Raw genomic sequence first — 17,142 nt, 5'->3', positions numbered from 1 at the left:
TCGTTGCGCGGAACGACTGAAAGATCGAATTAGACCCGAGGCGTAACCGCCTCAGGTTTCATGCACGATCCGTTACTCTTCGGCTTCTTCGTCGCCCTGATCTGCGATCCATGCGACGCTCACGACCTCTTCGCCTTTACCGGTGTTGAACACTTTCACACCGCCCGCGCTGCGGGACCGGAACGAGATGCCGTCCACTGGCACCCGGATCGACTGGCCCTTGGACGTCGCCAGCATGATCTGGTCGTCGATCTCGACCGGGAACGAGGCCACAAGCTCTCCGCCGCGCATCGCTTTGTCCATGGCCGCAACGCCCATGCCGCCGCGTCCGCGCACCGGGTAGTCATGGCTCGAGCTCAGCTTGCCCGCACCACCTGCCGTAATCGTCAGGATCAGGTTTTCGGCGGCCGACATCTCGGCGTATTTCTCTTGGCTGAAGTCGCTGCTTGCAGTTGCCTCGTCTTCGTCGCCAGAGTCCTCGTCGGTCAGCCCCGCAACAGCACGGCGCATCTTCAGATAGGCGACGCGATCTTCGGGGCTGGCTTCGAAATGGCGGATCACGGACATCGATACCACGCGGTCGCCGTTGGACAGTCGGATGCCCCGCACACCGGTGGATTCGCGCGAATTGAAGACGCGTACATCGGTGGTGCGGAAACGGATTGCACGGCCGGAATTGGTCACCAGCATCACGTCCTCATCCTCGGAACAGATGCGCGCGTTTACCAGTTCCACCCCTTCGGGCAGCTTCATCGCGATCTTGCCGTTGCGGCGGACATTGGTGAAATCCGACAGGCGGTTTCGGCGCACGTCACCCGCGCTGGTTGCGAAGACGATCTGCAGGTTCTCCCATTCTTCATCCGGCACGTCGACCGGCATAATTGCGGCGATCGAGACCCCGGTCGGAATCGGCAGAATGTTGACGATGGCCTTGCCCTTGCCGGTGCGCCCCGACTGCGGCAGGCGCCACGTTTTCAGCTTGTAGACCATCCCGTCGGTTGTGAAGAACAGCAACTGCGTATGGGTATTTGCAACGAAGAGGTTGGTTACGACGTCCTCTTCCTTGGTCTGCATCCCCGACAGGCCTTTGCCACCCCGTTTCTGAGCACGGAAATCAGCCAGCGGTGTGCGTTTGATATAGCCGCCCGAGGTGACGGTCACGACCATATCTTCGCGCTCGATCAGGTCCTCGTCTTCCATATCACCAGACCAGTCGACGATCTCGGTGCGGCGTGGAACGGCGAATTGCTCGCGGACGCTGCGCAGTTCATCGCCTATGATCGACATGATGCGTTCGCGTGAGGATAGGATATCCAGATATTCCTTGATCTTGGCAGCCAGTTCTTCCAGCTCGTCCGTGACCTCTTTGACGCCAATCTGGGTCAGGCGTTGCAGGCGCAGGTCGAGGATGGCGCGGGCCTGAACCTCGGTCAGGTTATAGGTGCCGTCGTCGTTCATCTTGGACAGAGGATCGTCGATCAGGCGCAGATAGCCCTCGATCTCGGCCGCAGGCCAACGGCGGGTCATCAGTTTTTCGCGCGCCTCGGCGGCGTCAGCAGACGAGCGGATCGTGGCAACCACTTCGTCTACGTTCGACACGGCCACGGCCAGACCACACAGGATGTGGCTGCGTTCGCGCGCCTTGCGCAAGTCGTAGGCTGTGCGGCGGGCGACAACGTCTTCGCGGAAGTCGATGAAGGATGTCAGGAAGCGGCGCAGGGTCAGTTGTTCGGGGCGGCCACCGTTCAGGGCCAGCATGTTGCAGCCAAAGGATGTCTGCATCGGCGAGAAACGATAGAGCTGGTTCAGTACCACCTCGGGCGTTGCGTCGCGTTTGAGTTCGACCACCACGCGCACACCGTTGCGGTCGGATTCGTCCTGAACGTGGGCGACGCCTTCGATACGCTTTTCGCGCACCGCTTCGGCGATCTTTTCGATCATCGCGGCCTTGTTCACCTGATAGGGAATTTCATCCACGACAATGGCGTAGCGGTCTTTGCGCAGCTCTTCCACGCGGGTCTTCGCACGGATGATGACGCTGCCACGCCCTTCCAGATACGCTTTGCGCGCGCCGGACCGGCCTAGCATGACACCGCCGGTCGGGAAGTCGGGGCCGGGGACGTATTCGATCAACTGTTCGGACGTCAGGTCCGGGTCGTCGATCAGTGCCAGTGTGGCATCGACCACTTCGCCCAGATTGTGCGGCGGGATGTTGGTCGCCATGCCCACGGCGATACCACCGGCACCGTTGACCAGCATGTTCGGGAAACGCGCAGGCAGAACAGTTGGTTCTTTGTCCTTGCCGTCATAGTTGTCCTGAAAATCAACCGTCTCTTTTTCGATATCGGCAAGCAGGGACGCGGCGGGTTTGTCCATCCGTACTTCGGTATACCGCATGGCCGCCGGGTTATCGCCATCCATCGAGCCAAAGTTGCCCTGACCGTCCAGCAAGGGCAGGGACATCGAGAAATCCTGCGCCATCCGCACCAGTGCGTCATAGATCGCGCTGTCGCCATGTGGATGGTATTTACCCATCACATCGCCAACCGGGCGGGCCGACTTGCGATAGGCTTTGTCGTGCGTGTTCCCGGTTTCGTGCATGGCATACAGGATGCGCCGGTGCACCGGCTTCAGCCCGTCGCGCAGATCGGGGATCGCGCGGCTGACGATGACCGACATCGCATAGTCCAGATAGGACGTGCGCATTTCGGATTCGATTGAGACCGTCGGGCCGTCGTAAACGGGGCGCTCGGGCGGGGTTTCATCCATGTTTTCAGGGATTTCTGGCGTATCGCTCACGTAAACTGCCCGTGTCTTGTTCTGGGTCTATATCTTGTGGATGCATCTTATCAGACCTGGCACATAAGGTGCAAGCAACCAACCTTTATGCACGCGAAAAACACCCGTAACATCCCAGTAACATATTGTTAACTAAGGGTTAGGGTGTTTTCGTGTTACCCTGCAGAGACCTTGCAAGAATTTGGAGGTCTGCATGGAGCAAAACGAAACCGAATTGATGCTCAAGGGGTACGGGCTGACGACGGCGGAATTCTTCTACCATATGCCCGACTATATTCACGTGTTGAACACGTTCATCTGGCAGGACTACGATCTCGCACCTGACCATCCGAAACTGTTCAAATTCATCGAATTCTGGCAGCGCGAGATCGAAGGTCCGCTGCACTCGGTCAAATTCACCCATCGCAAGATGATCGCGCCCGGGGAATGGCGCAATATGGTGGGCGAGTTCCGGGTCAATTGAATTTCTGGCCGGGTTCATGGTCAGTAATGATTGAGATGCATTAAATTTCCTTGTGCTTGGGCTATGGTGTCGACCAGATCTTTGGTCACAAATGGAATCACCCCATGCCCCGCGCTTTGTTGTTCGCCTCTGTCTTTTTGATCAGCGGGTCAGCCCTCGCCGATGGCGTCTTTGACAAATTCAAGAAAGGTGCAGAAATCGCAGCCGAAGCGATTGGTAAAGGCGCTGAATCCGTGGGCAACACCGTTGAAAAAGGCGCAGAGGTGGTCGAGGGAACCATCACCTCGACCGCTGATTTGGTGACGAACGAAGCCACCCCGGAAGAAACGCGCGCCAAGCTGGACGGTATGGCTGACCAGGTTCTTACCCAATTGCTGGCAGAGAATCCCGACGCGCAATCGCTGTATGATGTCAGCGCAGGATATGCGGTCTTCGACTCTCGCAAGGTCACGGTTTTTCCGGTCTCAGCCGGGTATGGGCGTGGTGTGGCCGTGTCATTGGAAACGGACCAGCGCACCTACATGAACATGGGCACCGGTGGGGTCGGTGCCGCCCTCGGCATCGGGGGGTTCGAGACCAAGTTCGTGATCCTGTTCGAAACCCAGGCTGATCTGGAGAAATTCATCGAACATGGCTACGACGCGACGGCGGAAACCGGCGCCATGTACGGCGAAGAGCGCAGCGGCGAATCCATTCACTTTACCGATGGGCGGTCCTTTTTCGTTCTTGGCAAGAAAGGTTGGCGTGTCTCGGCTGGGGCGTCAGGCACGAAATTCTGGAAATCCCCCGAGCTGAACTGATCAGGCTGAGCAACTTGCCCCACCCAGCACGCAGAATTTGGCGCAATGCGGGTGGTTCAGGTGTACGTCCGCTTCAGCCTCGGCCAGCGAATGTCCCATCTCGAACTCCGGCGAATAGGGCAGAAGGGTGCAGGCAAGAACTGCTGGTTTCTCGGCGCCTTTGCGCTTGATCACCATGCGCGAACTGGCGCACATCACTGCATCCGGGGACTTGTTCAGAATGTCCCAACAGGCGGTCGTAATCTCTGGCACCTCAACGGTTTCGTCCATTTCGGGGAACAACACGGTCATCCCGGGGTCATGCGCGTCAATGTCAAAGCCGTGTTTGGCAAAGAAAGCCGCGTATCCGGCGCGGCTTTCGTCATCGGTATCACCCCAAACTGTGCGCCCGGCAATCGCCATTTTGAAGCCGTTGTCCCGCAGCCACTCCATCCCGATCAAAGTCTTGGCAAAGCTGTCTTTGCCGCGTTCTTCGTCATGTAATTCAGGGCGGAAGTGATCGACCGAAACCCTTAGTGTCAGCCTGTCGCCATAATCGCGGTGCAGTTCAAGAAGACCGTCGCGCAACTTACGGCGCATCATCGGGGCCATCGCATTGGTGAGGATCAGGACCTTGTAGCCACGCTCGAGCGCCGCCCGCGTCATTTCGATCATCTGAGGGTTCATGAAAGGCTCACCCCCGGTAAAACCGATCTCGCGGATGGGCCAGTTCCGTGCTTCGATCTGGTCCAGATAATCGACGACCTCGGACGCGGTGATGTAGACCAGCGCATCGTTGGTTGGGCTGCTGGCGATGTAGCAGTTCACGCATTCAATGTTGCACAGCGTCCCAGTGTTGAACCAAAGCGTTTCGGGATTGGTCAGTGCGACACTCGCCCTTGTTTGGCCATCGGCTGTCACCAACTTGTTTTGAAACTTGCCGATATTGGCGACCTGAGCGGCGTTGTCTTTCATTCCGGTATCCGGTTTCTTAGCAGCGGTCCGACTGATGTAGTCCGTTGCCGCGCCATAGGGAAGGCTGACGCGCCAATTCTGACAGAGTTTTGAAGACGCAGAAAAACTGGCATATGGTTGCGCTAACATTGGACATGCGGAATGGGGCAGGGTAAGGACAGGTCATGGTTTCTCGTGTCATCCCAGTTGACCCGTTCGATCTGGTCATTTTCGGCGGAACCGGCGATCTGGCGCAGCGCAAGATCCTGCCGGCTATGTTCCGTCGGTATTGCGCCGGGCAATGGCCAGAGACGGCGCGTGTCATCGGAATCGCGCGCGGTGAACTCGACTCGGCTTCGTATCGCGAAATCGTTGGTCAGGCTCTGAGGGCAAACGAGAAAACGGTGGACGACTCGATGCTGGCAGCGTTCGTTGATCGGCTCGAATACCTGCGGCTGGACGCGCATTCGAACACGGGCTGGGATCGGCTTGCCAAGGTGCTGGGCGACAATCGCGTGCGCGCCTATTATTTCTCGGTAGGGCCAGAACTGTTTGGCCCCTTGACCGAACGGATCCGCGACAATGCTATCGCGAACGAAAACACCCGCATCGTGGTCGAGAAGCCGTTTGGGCACGATCTGCAAAGCGCACGGACGCTGAATGCGACCCTGGCCGCGCATTTTGATGAAAGCCAGATTTACCGAATTGACCATTATCTGGGTAAGGAGACCGTCCAGAACCTGATGGCAGTCCGGTTCGGGAACATGCTGTTCGAACCGCTCTGGAACAGCCAATACGTCGATCACATACAGATCACCGTGGCCGAAACCGTCGGAATTGACGGGCGCGAGGCGTATTATGAGCATTCGGGTGCCATGCGCGATATGGTGCAGAACCATCTGATGCAGTTGTTGTGCCTTATCGCGATGGAACCGCCCGCCAAGTTCGATCCGGACGCGGTGCGAGACGAGAAGCTTAAAGTTATCCGCGCGCTGGATCCGGTTGAGCCGCACCATATCGTGCGTGGTCAGTTCTCGGCTGGTCCTTTGGGCCCGGGGTATCGAGAGATCGCCGGCAATCCGCGTTCGACCACCGAAAGCTACGTGGCGCTTCGGGCCCATGTCAGCAATTGGCGGTGGGCGGGAACACCGTTCTATTTGCGCACGGGCAAGCGGTTGGTGGCACGATCCTCGGTCATCAATGTGATGTTCAAGGACGCACCGCATTCGATATTTGGCGAACAAGCGGGTCGCCACGCGAACGTCTTGTCGATCCGGTTGCAACCGAACGAGGGGATTACCCTCAAGGTCACGATCAAAGAGCCGGGGCCAGGTGGCATGCGTTTGGTCGATGTGCCTTTGGATATGAGCTTTGCTGACGCTTTGGGCCCCGAGAATCAGGACCCTCCGGGCGCCTATGAACGACTGATCATGGACGTGATCCGAGGCAACCAGACGCTGTTCATGCGTGGAGATGAGGTCGAGGCCGCCTGGGCCTGGACAGATCCTGTCATCGCCGGATGGCAGGCGCGGGGCGATGTGCCCAAACCATATGACAGCGGCAGCACAGGGCCGGGCGACGCCGAGCTGCTGATGAAACGGGATGGTCGCCAGTGGCAGGGAATAAAGCCATGAATATCAAGGAATACGCAGATCGCGACATGTTGGCCATTGACGTGGCAAACGCGCTGGCTGGCGAGATCGAGGCCGCATTGCTGCATGATGAACAGATCGCGCTAGCGGTGCCGGGCGGTACGACGCCGGGGCCGATGTTTGACGTGCTGTGCGCGGCGGATCTGGCATGGGACCGGGTGCGCGTTCTGCCGACGGACGAGCGTTGCGTGCCAAGCGACGATGATCGCTCGAACGAAAAACTGATCCGAAAGCGGTTGCTGACAAACCGCGCATCGGTCGCCGAATATGTGCCGCTTTATGTCCCGGGGCGCGCACCAGACGAGGCTCTGGCCGAAATCGAAACGCTGATCGCACCAGTACTGCCGCTTTCGGTACTGGTGCTGGGCATGGGTGAAGACATGCACACCGCCTCGCTGTTTCCGGGGATGCAGGGACTGGACGCCGCGCTGGACAGCCACGCGCCGACGCTGGCCGTTGCGCGGACCGATGTACAGCCGGAACCGCGCATCACACTGACAGCGCCGGTATTGGACGGTGCCTTGTCGAAACATTTGATCATCTTTGGCGCGGCCAAGCGTGATGCCTTGGATCGCGCCATGAGCCTGCCGCCCGAAGAGGCCCCGATCGCGGCCGTGCTGAGCGGCATGACGGTTCATTGGGCGGAGTGAGTGTCATGCAATTGGACGTATTGAAATCTTTGGCCGCCAAACACGCCGACCGACGCATTCTGGACCTGTTTGACGCTGATCCACAGCGTGCGCAGGGCTTCTCGGCTACGTCCGGGGACATGTTGTTCGACTACTCGAAAACGTCCATCGATTCAGAGATTCGTTCGGCGTTGATCCAGCTTTGCGAACAGGCCGATCTTGCCGGACGCCGTGCTGCGATGTTTGCGGGCGAAAAGATCAACGAAACGGAAAACCGTGCGGTCCTTCATACCGCGCTGCGCAATCTGGATGGCGATGCAGTCGAGGTGGACGGGCAAGATGTCATGCCGGGCGTTCTGGACACGTTGCAGCGGATGCGCGTTTTTGCCGAAGAGGTGCGCGGCGGTGCGATCAAAGGAGCAGGGGGCAGCTTTACCGATGTGGTGAATATCGGGATCGGCGGGTCCGATCTGGGCCCGGTTATGGCGACGCAGGCGCTGTCTCCGTACCATGACGGGCCTCGGGTGCATTACGTCTCGAACGTGGATGGCGCCCATATCGCGGACACGCTGCGACAGCTCGATCCGACGCGAACGCTGGTGATTGTTGCCTCAAAAACCTTCACGACAATCGAAACGATGACCAACGCGCGCACTGCGCGCGCGTGGATGCAGGACGGCGGCGGCAATCCGGAACAGCAATTCGCGGCTGTGTCCAGCGCCTTGGACAAGACTGGCCCATTTGGCATCCCGGCCGATCGCGTCTTTGGCTTCGCCGATTGGGTCGGGGGACGCTATTCGGTCTGGGGGCCGGTTGGTTTGCCGGTGATGATCGCGGTCGGTTCGAACGCGTTTGACGCGTTTCTGCGCGGCGGTCAGGCGATGGATTTACATTTCCGCTCGGCCGACTGGGTCGAGAACATGCCCGTGATGCTGGCGCTGGTCGGTATTTGGCACCGTCAGGTTCTGGGTCATGCCAGCCGTGCGGTTCTGCCCTATGACCAGCGCCTTTTGCGGCTGCCTGCCTATTTCCAGCAGTTGGAAATGGAATCCAACGGCAAATCCGTGGCGATGAATGGCAGCGCATTGACGATGGCCTCGGGGCCCGTCGTCTGGGGCGAGCCGGGCACCAATGGTCAGCACGCCTTTTACCAACTGATCCATCAGGGTACAGACACCATCCCTTGCGAGTTCATGGTCGCCGCCGAAGGGTTCGAGCCCGAACTGGCCCATCACCATCGTCTGCTGTTGGCCAACTGTCTGGCCCAGTCCGAAGCGCTGATGCGCGGTCGCTCGCTGGAGGAGGCGCAGGGGCGTGTGGCCGACAAAGGCTGGCAGGGTGCCGAGCTGGATCGGCAGGCCCGCCACCGTGTCTTCCCAGGAAACCGCCCCTCGACGACGCTGATCTATCCGAAACTCACACCCTTTGTACTGGGTCAGATCATTGCCCTGTACGAACACCGCGTGTTTGTCGAAGGCGTCTTGTTGGGCATCAACTCGTTCGATCAATGGGGCGTAGAACTGGGCAAGGAACTGGCGACTTCGCTAGGTCCGATCGTGGATGGTGATGTCAGCGCAGAGGGCAAGGATGGCTCGACCGCCGCTTTGGTCGCCTACGCTTTGCGACAACGCGATTGATCCAAAGCTGCGGCAACGCATTCTTTTATTGTCAGACAATTGATTCCTTGGCAGGCTTGCTGCCAAGGGAGGTGTTGCGCTGCGCCTCAAAGCAGAGCGCAACAAAAACGACGCCGGCCATATTCGTGCCGCGCCGACGAAGGGAGAATGCCCATGCTGGGACAGATGATGACGCAGCCGCTGCTGATTTCGTCACTGATTGACCATGCCGAACGCTATCACGGACAGACCGAGATCATCTCAGTCGAAACAGATGGAACGGTGACAGAAACCAATTGGGCTGATGTTGCGGATAACGCGCGTCGGCTGGGCTCAGCGCTGACCGCGCTGGGTCTGCAACCGCAGGATCGCGTCGGAACCCTGGCCTGGAACAACCGCAGACATCTTGAGATCTACTTTGGAGCTTCCGGTGCCGGTTTTGTGTGTCACACTATCAACCCGCGCCTGTTCCCCGAGCAGCTCTCGTATATCATCAATCACGCGCAAGACAGGGTGCTGTTTTTTGATGCGACCTTTCTGCCCCTGGTCGCTGGTCTTCGTGAGCATCTGACTGAAGTTCAGCACTTCGTTCTATTGGGTCCACGTGACGAAACGGCGGTTTCACAAGTGCCGGGCGTCGAATTCTATGACGAGCTTTTGGCCACGGGCGATGCCGCGTTCGAATGGCCGGTTTTTGATGAAAACACCGCGTCCAGCCTGTGTTACACGTCCGGCACAACGGGCCACCCCAAGGGCGTATTGTACTCGCACCGCTCAACCGTCTTGCACAGCTTTGCCTCGAACACCCGCGATGTGATCGGGTTTTCAGCGATGGATGTGGTGATGCCGGTGGTGCCCATGTTCCACGTCAACGCCTGGGGATCGCCCTATGCCTGCGCTATGTCGGGTTCGCGCATGGTCCTACCGGGCCCCGGTCTGCATGGCGAGGCGCTGGTCAACTTGATCGACACCTATGGCGTGACACTCGCTTTGGGCGTGCCCACGATCTGGCAGGGCCTGTTGGCGCACGCCGCCAGTTCCGGGTCGCAACTGACCAGTCTGGGTCGCACCGTGATCGGCGGTGCCGCTTGCCCTCCGTCGATGATCGAAACGTTCCGCGAAACCTATGGAGTCGATACCATTCACGCCTGGGGAATGAGCGAGATGAGCCCGCTGGGAACCGCGAATCATCCACTGGCCAAGCACTGCGATCTGCCCTTGGAAGAGCAGCACAGGCTGCGAGAAAATCAGGGCCGACCACCGTTTGGGGTCGAGCTTAAGATCGTCGATGACAACGGCAACGATCTTCCCCATGACGGAGAGACACAGGGCGATCTGATGGTGCGGGGACACTGGGTGCTGGACAGTTATTTCCAGATGCAGGATCAGGCGATACTGACGGACAGCTGGTTCGCTACCGGCGACGTCGCCACGCTGGACGCCGACGGGTACATGACCATCCGCGATCGTTCGAAAGACATCATCAAATCAGGGGGCGAATGGATCAGTTCGGTCGAGCTGGAGAACATCGCCGTGGCGCATCCCAAGCTAGCGACCGCCGCAGTCGTGGGGGTGGCGCATCCGAAATGGGATGAACGCCCGCTTCTGGTCGCCGTCAAGGCCGAAGGAGAGGATCCGTCCGAAGACGAACTGCTTGAATTCTTTGACGGAAAGATCGCCAGTTGGCAGGTGCCTGACAAAGTCGTTTTTGTCGATTCCTTACCTCTGAACGCGACCGGCAAGATTCTGAAACGGCAACTGCGCGCGGATTTTTCGGATGTGTTGATGGGATAGTTTGGGGAATTGGCTCCGGCGGTAGGGATCGAACCTACGACCAATTGATTAACAGTCAACTGCTCTACCGCTGAGCTACGCCGGAACGGTTCGCGCCGTATAGCAACCCGAATTCCCCGCGTCCAGAGGGGCGATGAGTTTTTTGGATGAAAATTATCAGCCGATTTGGTCGGTGTTCCCGACTGCGTTTTCAGGGGCTGATTGGGGGATTTTGGCTCCGGCGGTAGGGATCGAACCTACGACCAATTGATTAACAGTCAACTGCTCTACCGCTGAGCTACGCCGGAACTGAGGGGGCGTATAACAACCCGGATTCTACTCGTCCAGAGGGGAAGCGCATCGGGCGCAAAAATTCTTTGGTTCATGGCACCAATCGGAACGTGGCGGTCACAGACAGTTCGGGTTCCGGTGCAACCAGCCCGCGTCCGGTCAGGTCCACCAGATGCGCGAACACGTTGCGTTCGGCGGCTGGCAACAGCGTTGCGGGTGTGTCCGCGTAGATTTTGCGTGTCAGGTCCGCAACTGTGGCTGCACCGTGTTCTAGCGTGGACACTATCTGGTTTTCGCGCCCCAAACGGTGTTGTATCAGCCAATCCAGACGCGCCGCAGGATCGGTTATTGGCGCCCCGTGGCCGGGGTGAAAGATCGCCCAATCGCGCGCGCGCAGACGGTGGCAGGCGGCCATGAAGTCGGTCAGATCTCCGTCCGGGGGGGAAACGAGCGAACTGGCCCAACCCATCACGTGATCGGCGGTAAAGCATATGTCACCCCAGGCCAGCGCAATGTGGTTGCCCAGGTGCCCGGGCGTATGGATGATTTCGAGCGACCAATCTTCGCCCTCAACGATTTCACCGTCGGCCAGTTCTATGTCCGGTCGGAAATCGACGTCGATCCCTTCACCACCACCTGCCAAGCCCTGACTGGCTAGCCGGGACATGATCGCGCTGCGCCCGGCGTCCGGCCCGCCAAAGGCCAGAATCGGCGCGCCGGTACGCCGGGACAATGGCGCTGCCAGCGGCGAGTGATCCAGATGGCTGTGGGTGACCAGAATATGGCTGATGCGCTGTCCGGGGCGCAGCGAATCGAGAATTGCCGTCAGATGGGTCTCGCTTGCAGGGCCCGGATCAATCACAGCGATATCGCGCTCGCCGACCAGATAGGTATTGGTGCCGCGATAGGTCATCGGTGACGGGTTTGGTGCCAATATCTGGCGCAGGCCTGGTGCAAGCGACATGGCCCGCCCTGGTTGTGGATCGAATTCGTCGGGAGCCTGCATTCTGACCTCTTTCTCTTACCCGGGCGGCCCGCTAGGTTTAGCGCATGTCTTTGCAATGGCTCAAACCATATATGCCGCGCAGCCTTTATGCCCGGGCGGCGTTGATTCTGGTGCTACCGGTGATTGTTGTGCTGCTGGTGGTCGCCGTGGCGTTCTTGCAGAAACATCTTGAAGATGTGACTGCGCAAATGACACTCGCATCTGCGCGAGAGGTGACGCTGATCACGGATGCGATGCAGGGATCGGAAACCCAGCAGCAGGCGTTGGCGGCGGTACGCCCGGATCTGGCTGCCTTGCAAATAACCGCCCGGTTTCTTGCGCCAAACGAAGTCCCCGATATCGGAGGGCGGCGCTGGTACGATTTCATTGCACCGCAGGTGAAGTTCGAGCTGCGGGAAAAGCTGCCCGATTTTCTCGATGTCGCCTTGCCAAGCGGTCAGACCGTTCGACTGTATTTGAATACCGATCTGGGCGTGCTCGAACTGACGTTTGATCGTCGGCGGCTGTCTCCGGCAGCGCCGCACCAGTTGATCGTGACGATGGTTTTCTTCGCCTTCCTGATGACAACGATTTCCTTTCTGTACATGCGTAACCAGTTGCGACCGATCACGCGCCTTGCAGCGGCGGCGCAGGCATTTGGGCGGGGGCGGGTGGTACCCTATTCTCCCAGCGGTGCAATCGAGGTGCGCGCCGCAGGAAGTGCGTTTCTGGATATGCGAACCCGGATCGAACGGCAGATCGAACAGCGCACCTTGATGCTATCGGGTGTCAGCCATGACCTGCGCACGCCGTTGACGCGGCTTAAATTGGGCTTGTCTCTTTTGCCCGAGGATGAGGCCGGGCTATTGGTCAAGGACGTCGATGAAATGCAGTCGTTGCTGGATGCGTTTCTCGAGTTTTCGCGCGGCACAGCAGAAGGCGCGCCTGAAACCATCGCCCCAGAACCCTGGCTGCGCGAAATCACCGATGACGCGCTGCGGGCGGGCCAGAACGTCGAACTGGTCTCGGTCGAGGGCGAGGGGACTGCCTCGCTGCGCCCGACCGCGATGCGGCGGGCGGTCGAGAACCTGATCGGAAACGCCGTTCGCTATGGCGCGCGCGCCGAGGTCGGCCTGAAGCTGACCCCCAAATCCCTGCGTATTCGGGTTGAAGATGATGGCCCCGGAATCCCGGTGGACCAACGGACCGAAGCGGTCAAGGCCTTCACCCGGCTCGATCCCGCGCGCAACCAGAATCAAGGCAGCGGTGTCGGGCTGGGACTGGCCATTGTCGCAGATATCGCGCGCGCGCATGGCGGAACCTTGAGGTTGGGCAAAAGCGAAAAACTGGGCGGCCTTTGCGCGGACATTGTCGTCGCAAGATAACCTACATTCGCGGATCGAATTCACGAATCCCCGATCTTCCTGCCTGGTTTTGAGTGACCTTTGATGCAGCGGTTTGCATCTGTGAAGAAGGTTACTTCTTTTTCCTGCAAAATGTCGGAAATTCCTTTCCATCGAGATTCGAACACATTGATGGGAAGAAGAGAATGGTTGACGAAAAGAAAATCAAAGCGGCGGCGAAAAAAGTAGCTGACAGCATCAAGGCCTGGACCGATGCGCAACAGGACCTGATCAAGTTGCAGGTTGAAATCACCAAGGCCCAGGCCGTTCTCGCCAGCCCGCCCAACCTCGCCACAGGTGGCGGCGCAAAAGTGGCCGAGGCGAACATCAAGCTTGCCAAACTACTGACAAAAATGGGTCCGGCGCACAAGAAATTGGCCGACAAGCAAAAGGCCATGGCCGACGCACAAAAGGCGCTGACCAAAGTCGCGCCAAAGAAATAGCGCGATTAGACCGCAGCATCCGGGCTTGGGTCCGAGGTCACGCGGTCCGCGCAACAGAACATCGCCGACTCGCAAATGCTAGAGAGTGAAAGGCGGTGTGAGAGGGGCTGGGCGAGGGGGTTTTGACCAGCCCCTCTCTTATGTGCGGAGCACGCGTTGAGAAAGGGCCGGATGATCTGCCGTGTGCAGTAAGCCTTGCGCCTTTCAGCATTTGCGGTGAACAATTCTACGAAAGATCGTCAAAAAAGCGGATTTTGGTAGGCCCGGAGGGACTCGAACCCCCAACCAAAGCGTTATGAGCGCTCTGCTCTAACCAATTGAGCTACAGGCCCGCCTGAGCGCCTTGGGTATCACGATCACGCCCCGCGTCAAGCCTGACCGTTGCAACAGTCCGCACAATCGACTAACCCGCGCTCAAAGCATTCTCAGGGGGCCAGTCATGACAGCGGGCAAGAACGGAATCACCTATGCCGATGCGGGCGTGGATATTAATGCGGGGAACGCTCTGGTTGACCGGATCAAACCTGCCGCCAAACGCACAAACCGTCCTGGAGTGATGAGTGGCCTGGGCGGTTTTGGCGCACTGTTCGACCTCAAGGCCGCAGGCTATTCGGACCCGATTCTGGTCGGGGCCACAGATGGGGTCGGTACCAAGCTGCGGATCGCGATTGATACCGGCGTTGTCGATGGTGTTGGTATTGACCTGGTGGCGATGTGCGTCAATGACCTGATCTGTCAGGGGGCCGAGCCGCTGTTCTTTCTGGACTATTTCGCCACTGGCAAGCTTGACACCGATACCGCCGCGCGGATCATCGAAGGGATTGCCGAGGGATGCGCGCAATCGGGCTGTGCGCTGATCGGCGGCGAAACGGCAGAAATGCCGGGCATGTATCCTGATGGTGACTTTGACCTGGCCGGATTCTCGGTTGGCGCGATGGAGCGGGGCGCGGCCTTGCCCGACGGAGTTCAGGATGGCGACGTGCTGCTGGGTCTTGCCTCGAACGGGGTGCATTCGAACGGCTATTCGCTGGTGCGCAAACTGGTCGAGATGTCCGGGCTGGGCTGGGATGCGGCGTCGCCCTTTGGTGACGGAACGCTGGGTGAGGCCTTGCTGACCCCGACGCGCCTCTATGTGAAGCCCGCGCTGACGGCGATCCGGGCAGGGGGTGTGCATGCGCTGGCACATATAACCGGCGGTGGTTTGACCGAGAATCTGCCTCGGGTGTTGCCCGATGCTTTGGGGGCCGAGATAAATCTGAGCACCTGGACTTTGCCACCCGTATTCGCCTGGATGGCTGAAACCGGCGGTATTGCCGAGGCCGAAATGTTGAAGACCTTCAACTGCGGCATCGGTATGAGCGTCGTCTGCGCGGCGGACCGCGCCGACGAGTTGATTGGTCTGCTGTCGGATGCGGGCGAGACCGTCGCGCGCATCGGATCAGTCACGTCTACACCGGGTGTCACCTATTCGGGCCGCCTGTTGTGAGCCACAAACGCGTCGCCATTCTGCTGTCAGGCGGGGGGTCGAACATGGTGGCTCTGGTTGACAGCATGACCGGCGAACACCCGGCGCGGCCCTGTCTGGTGCTGTCCAATGACCCGGACGCGGGGGGGCTGAAAAAGGCTGCTGATCGGGGTATTCCCATCGCTGCCGTAGATCACCGGCCTTTCAAGGGGGATCGTGCCGCGTTTGAGGCCGAGCTTCTGAATCCCCTTGAAGATGCAGAACCCGATATTGTTTGCTTGGCCGGTTTCATGCGAGTTCTGACCGCAGGTTTCGTAACGCGTTTTCAGGGCCGGATGCTGAACATCCACCCGTCACTGTTGCCAAAATACAAGGGGCTCCACACACATGCCCGGGCAATCGAAGCGGGTGATGCCGAGCATGGCTGTACAGTTCACGAGGTAACCGCCGCATTGGATAATGGCCCCATACTAGGGCAGGCCCGCGTTCCTGTGCAGGCCGGAGATGCGCCGGACACTCTGGCAGCACGGGTGCTGACGCAGGAACACAAGCTGTATCCGGCGGTATTGAAGCGCTTTGCCCTTGGTGACAAGACCCCGGTTCTGCTGCCTTAAAGCTGTGGGGTGATTTACACGCCCCTATTATTCGGCCTATGGTCGCCTCTAACGCTCGGGAAGAGGAAAAACAGACGGGCAGTCACCAATAGACAAGAGCAAGAACAGCACGGCGCATGAGAACCCTGACAACGACGCAAGAGCTGGCCGAATTCTGCGCGGCAGCTTCGCAACATCCCTACGTCACTGTAGATACCGAATTCCTGCGTGAGCGGACGTATTATTCAAAGCTTTGTCTGGTTCAACTGGCTTTTCCATCGGATGACGAAAACAGCGCTGTGCTGGTTGATCCGCTGGCTGAAGAACTGTCGCTTGATCCGCTATACGAGCTGTTTCGAAATGAAGACGTGGTCAAGGTCTTTCACGCGGCCCGCCAAGACCTCGAAATTTTCTGGGTCGAGGCCGGTGTGTTTCCATCCCCGTTGTTTGACACGCAGGTCGCCGCCATGGTCTGCGGGTTCGGCGAGCAGGTGGGGTATGAAACGCTGGTGCGCAAGGTCTGCAAGGAAGGCGTCGACAAGAGTTCACGCTTTACTGACTGGTCGCGGCGCCCGTTGACCGAAGCGCAGAAAACCTATGCGCTGGCAGACGTTACGCATTTGCGGAAGATCTACGAATACCTCGCGGCCGAGCTGGAGAAGACCCGCCGCAGCCATTGGGTCGCCGAGGAGTTGCGCATTCTGACCCGACCCGAAACCTACGACATTCGCCCCGAGGACGCATGGCGGCGGGTCAAAACCCGGACTAACTCGGCCAAGTTCATGGCGGTTGTGCGGGAACTGGCGCAATTCAGAGAATCCTATGCGCAGGAAAACAACGTCCCGCGCAACCGGGTGTTCAAGGATGATGCGCTGATCGAGATGGCCTCGATCAAGCCCAAATCGCCCTCTGATCTGGGTGGGTCGCGCCTGCTGCTGCGTGAGGCGCGCAAAGGTGTGATCGCGGACGGTATTCTGGCTGCGGTCAAACGTGGGGTGAATTGCCCCGCCGACAAGCTGCCCAGGATCGACAACAGCCGCGACAAGCTGAAGGTCAACCCGGCGCTGGCTGATCTGTTGCGCGTGTTGTTGAAGTCAAAAACAGAAAGTTCGGGCGTTGCGGCCAAACTGATCGCGACCAGTGCAGATCTGGATCAAATCGCAGCGGGTGAGCGCGAGTTGCCAGCCATGTCCGGTTGGCGCTTTGAGGTATTTGGCGAGGACGCGCTGAAACTGTGTGACGGTAAGATTGCGCTAGCCGCCAAGGGGCAGGTCGTGCGCGTCGTGTCTCTGTAAGG

14 protein-coding genes and 3 tRNA genes are annotated in these 17,142 nt (G+C 59.1%); 11 read left to right on the top strand and 6 right to left on the bottom strand.

The annotated features are described in order from the left end of the window. Positions 1-72: 72 nt before the first annotated feature. Positions 73-2,799: a DNA gyrase subunit A gene (gyrA, locus tag ACR0JA_RS03585; protein ID WP_480570077.1), complete on the bottom strand. Its 2,727-nt coding sequence runs from the start codon at positions 2,797-2,799 to the stop codon at positions 73-75. Between the two features lie 193 nt (positions 2,800-2,992). Between gyrA and ACR0JA_RS03580 the strand changes: the two genes are divergently transcribed. Together ACR0JA_RS03580 and ACR0JA_RS03575 are read left to right on the top strand one after the other, a co-directional pair. Next, positions 2,993-3,262 (top strand): usg protein, encoded by a 270-nt coding sequence (locus tag ACR0JA_RS03580; RefSeq protein ID WP_480570074.1) that lies wholly within the window; start codon positions 2,993-2,995, stop codon positions 3,260-3,262. Between the two features lie 104 nt (positions 3,263-3,366). Next, positions 3,367-4,062, top strand: coding sequence for a lipid-binding SYLF domain-containing protein (locus ACR0JA_RS03575; protein ID WP_480570071.1), 696 nt, complete (start codon positions 3,367-3,369; stop codon positions 4,060-4,062). Here ACR0JA_RS03575 and ACR0JA_RS03570 read toward each other — a convergent pair whose 3' ends face one another. After that, a complete protein-coding gene (locus ACR0JA_RS03570) occupies positions 4,063-5,016 on the bottom strand; it encodes a radical SAM protein (protein WP_480570068.1) in 954 nt (317 codons plus the stop codon). 164 nt (positions 5,017-5,180) lie between these two features. Here ACR0JA_RS03570 and zwf point away from each other — a divergent pair, with 164 nt between their 5' ends. The 4 genes from zwf (at position 5,181) to ACR0JA_RS03550 (ending at position 10,686) form a co-directional block, all read left to right on the top strand. Continuing rightward, complete coding sequence (gene zwf / locus ACR0JA_RS03565) at positions 5,181-6,629, top strand: glucose-6-phosphate dehydrogenase (RefSeq protein ID WP_480570065.1); 1,449 nt, start codon at positions 5,181-5,183, stop codon at positions 6,627-6,629. Further along, positions 6,626-7,297 carry a 6-phosphogluconolactonase gene (gene pgl / locus ACR0JA_RS03560; protein ID WP_480570062.1) on the top strand — a complete coding sequence of 224 codons (672 nt, stop codon included), beginning with the start codon at positions 6,626-6,628 and terminating at the stop codon, positions 7,295-7,297. The genes zwf and pgl overlap by 4 nt, the downstream gene beginning before the upstream one ends. A 5-nt stretch (positions 7,298-7,302) precedes the next feature. Then, entirely contained in the window at positions 7,303-8,913 is a 1,611-nt protein-coding gene (gene pgi, locus ACR0JA_RS03555; protein WP_480570059.1) for a glucose-6-phosphate isomerase, read from the top strand. A 153-nt stretch (positions 8,914-9,066) separates the two neighbouring features. After that, positions 9,067-10,686 (top strand): long-chain-fatty-acid--CoA ligase, encoded by a 1,620-nt coding sequence (locus tag ACR0JA_RS03550; protein WP_480570057.1) that lies wholly within the window; start codon positions 9,067-9,069, stop codon positions 10,684-10,686. A gap of 10 nt (positions 10,687-10,696) precedes the next feature. On the opposite strand, the gene ACR0JA_RS03545 is transcribed toward ACR0JA_RS03550, so the two are convergent. The 3 genes from ACR0JA_RS03545 to ACR0JA_RS03535 all read right to left on the bottom strand — a co-directional run bounded on the left by ACR0JA_RS03545 (position 10,697) and on the right by ACR0JA_RS03535 (position 11,962). Then, positions 10,697-10,771 (bottom strand) — tRNA-Asn (locus ACR0JA_RS03545). Positions 10,772-10,898: 127 nt separating this feature from the next. Next, positions 10,899-10,973 (bottom strand) — tRNA-Asn (locus ACR0JA_RS03540). Between the two features lie 74 nt (positions 10,974-11,047). Next, complete coding sequence (locus tag ACR0JA_RS03535; protein WP_480570054.1) at positions 11,048-11,962, bottom strand: MBL fold metallo-hydrolase; 915 nt, start codon at positions 11,960-11,962, stop codon at positions 11,048-11,050. 44 nt (positions 11,963-12,006) lie between these two features. Between ACR0JA_RS03535 and ACR0JA_RS03530 the strand changes: the two genes are divergently transcribed. Both ACR0JA_RS03530 and ACR0JA_RS03525 read left to right on the top strand, forming a co-directional pair. Further along, on the top strand, positions 12,007-13,326 hold the full coding sequence (locus ACR0JA_RS03530) for an ATP-binding protein (RefSeq protein ID WP_480570051.1): 1,320 nt from the start codon (positions 12,007-12,009) through the stop codon (positions 13,324-13,326). A gap of 53 nt (positions 13,327-13,379) precedes the next feature. Further along, positions 13,380-13,787, top strand: coding sequence for a hypothetical protein (locus ACR0JA_RS03525; protein WP_480570048.1), 408 nt, complete (start codon positions 13,380-13,382; stop codon positions 13,785-13,787). A gap of 255 nt (positions 13,788-14,042) precedes the next feature. Here the strand turns inward: ACR0JA_RS03525 and ACR0JA_RS03520 are convergent. Then, positions 14,043-14,119 (bottom strand) — tRNA-Ile (locus tag ACR0JA_RS03520). 107 nt (positions 14,120-14,226) lie between these two features. Between ACR0JA_RS03520 and purM the strand changes: the two genes are divergently transcribed. The 3 genes from purM to rnd all read left to right on the top strand — a co-directional run bounded on the left by purM (position 14,227) and on the right by rnd (position 17,140). Beyond that, complete coding sequence (gene purM, locus ACR0JA_RS03515) at positions 14,227-15,273, top strand: phosphoribosylformylglycinamidine cyclo-ligase (RefSeq protein WP_480570046.1); 1,047 nt, start codon at positions 14,227-14,229, stop codon at positions 15,271-15,273. After that, the gene (purN, locus tag ACR0JA_RS03510; RefSeq protein WP_480570043.1) at positions 15,270-15,866 is read left to right on the top strand and encodes a phosphoribosylglycinamide formyltransferase; all 597 of its coding nucleotides are present in this window, start codon (positions 15,270-15,272) and stop codon (positions 15,864-15,866) included. The genes purM and purN overlap by 4 nt, the downstream gene beginning before the upstream one ends. A gap of 116 nt (positions 15,867-15,982) precedes the next feature. Continuing rightward, positions 15,983-17,140 carry a ribonuclease D gene (rnd, locus tag ACR0JA_RS03505; protein WP_480570040.1) on the top strand — a complete coding sequence of 386 codons (1,158 nt, stop codon included), beginning with the start codon at positions 15,983-15,985 and terminating at the stop codon, positions 17,138-17,140. Positions 17,141-17,142: the final 2 nt, after the last annotated feature.

The organism is Ruegeria sp. AM4 (genome assembly GCF_056540665.1).
Note: the sequence above shows the minus strand (reverse complement) of the source record. Positions and strands in the feature narration are given on the sequence as shown.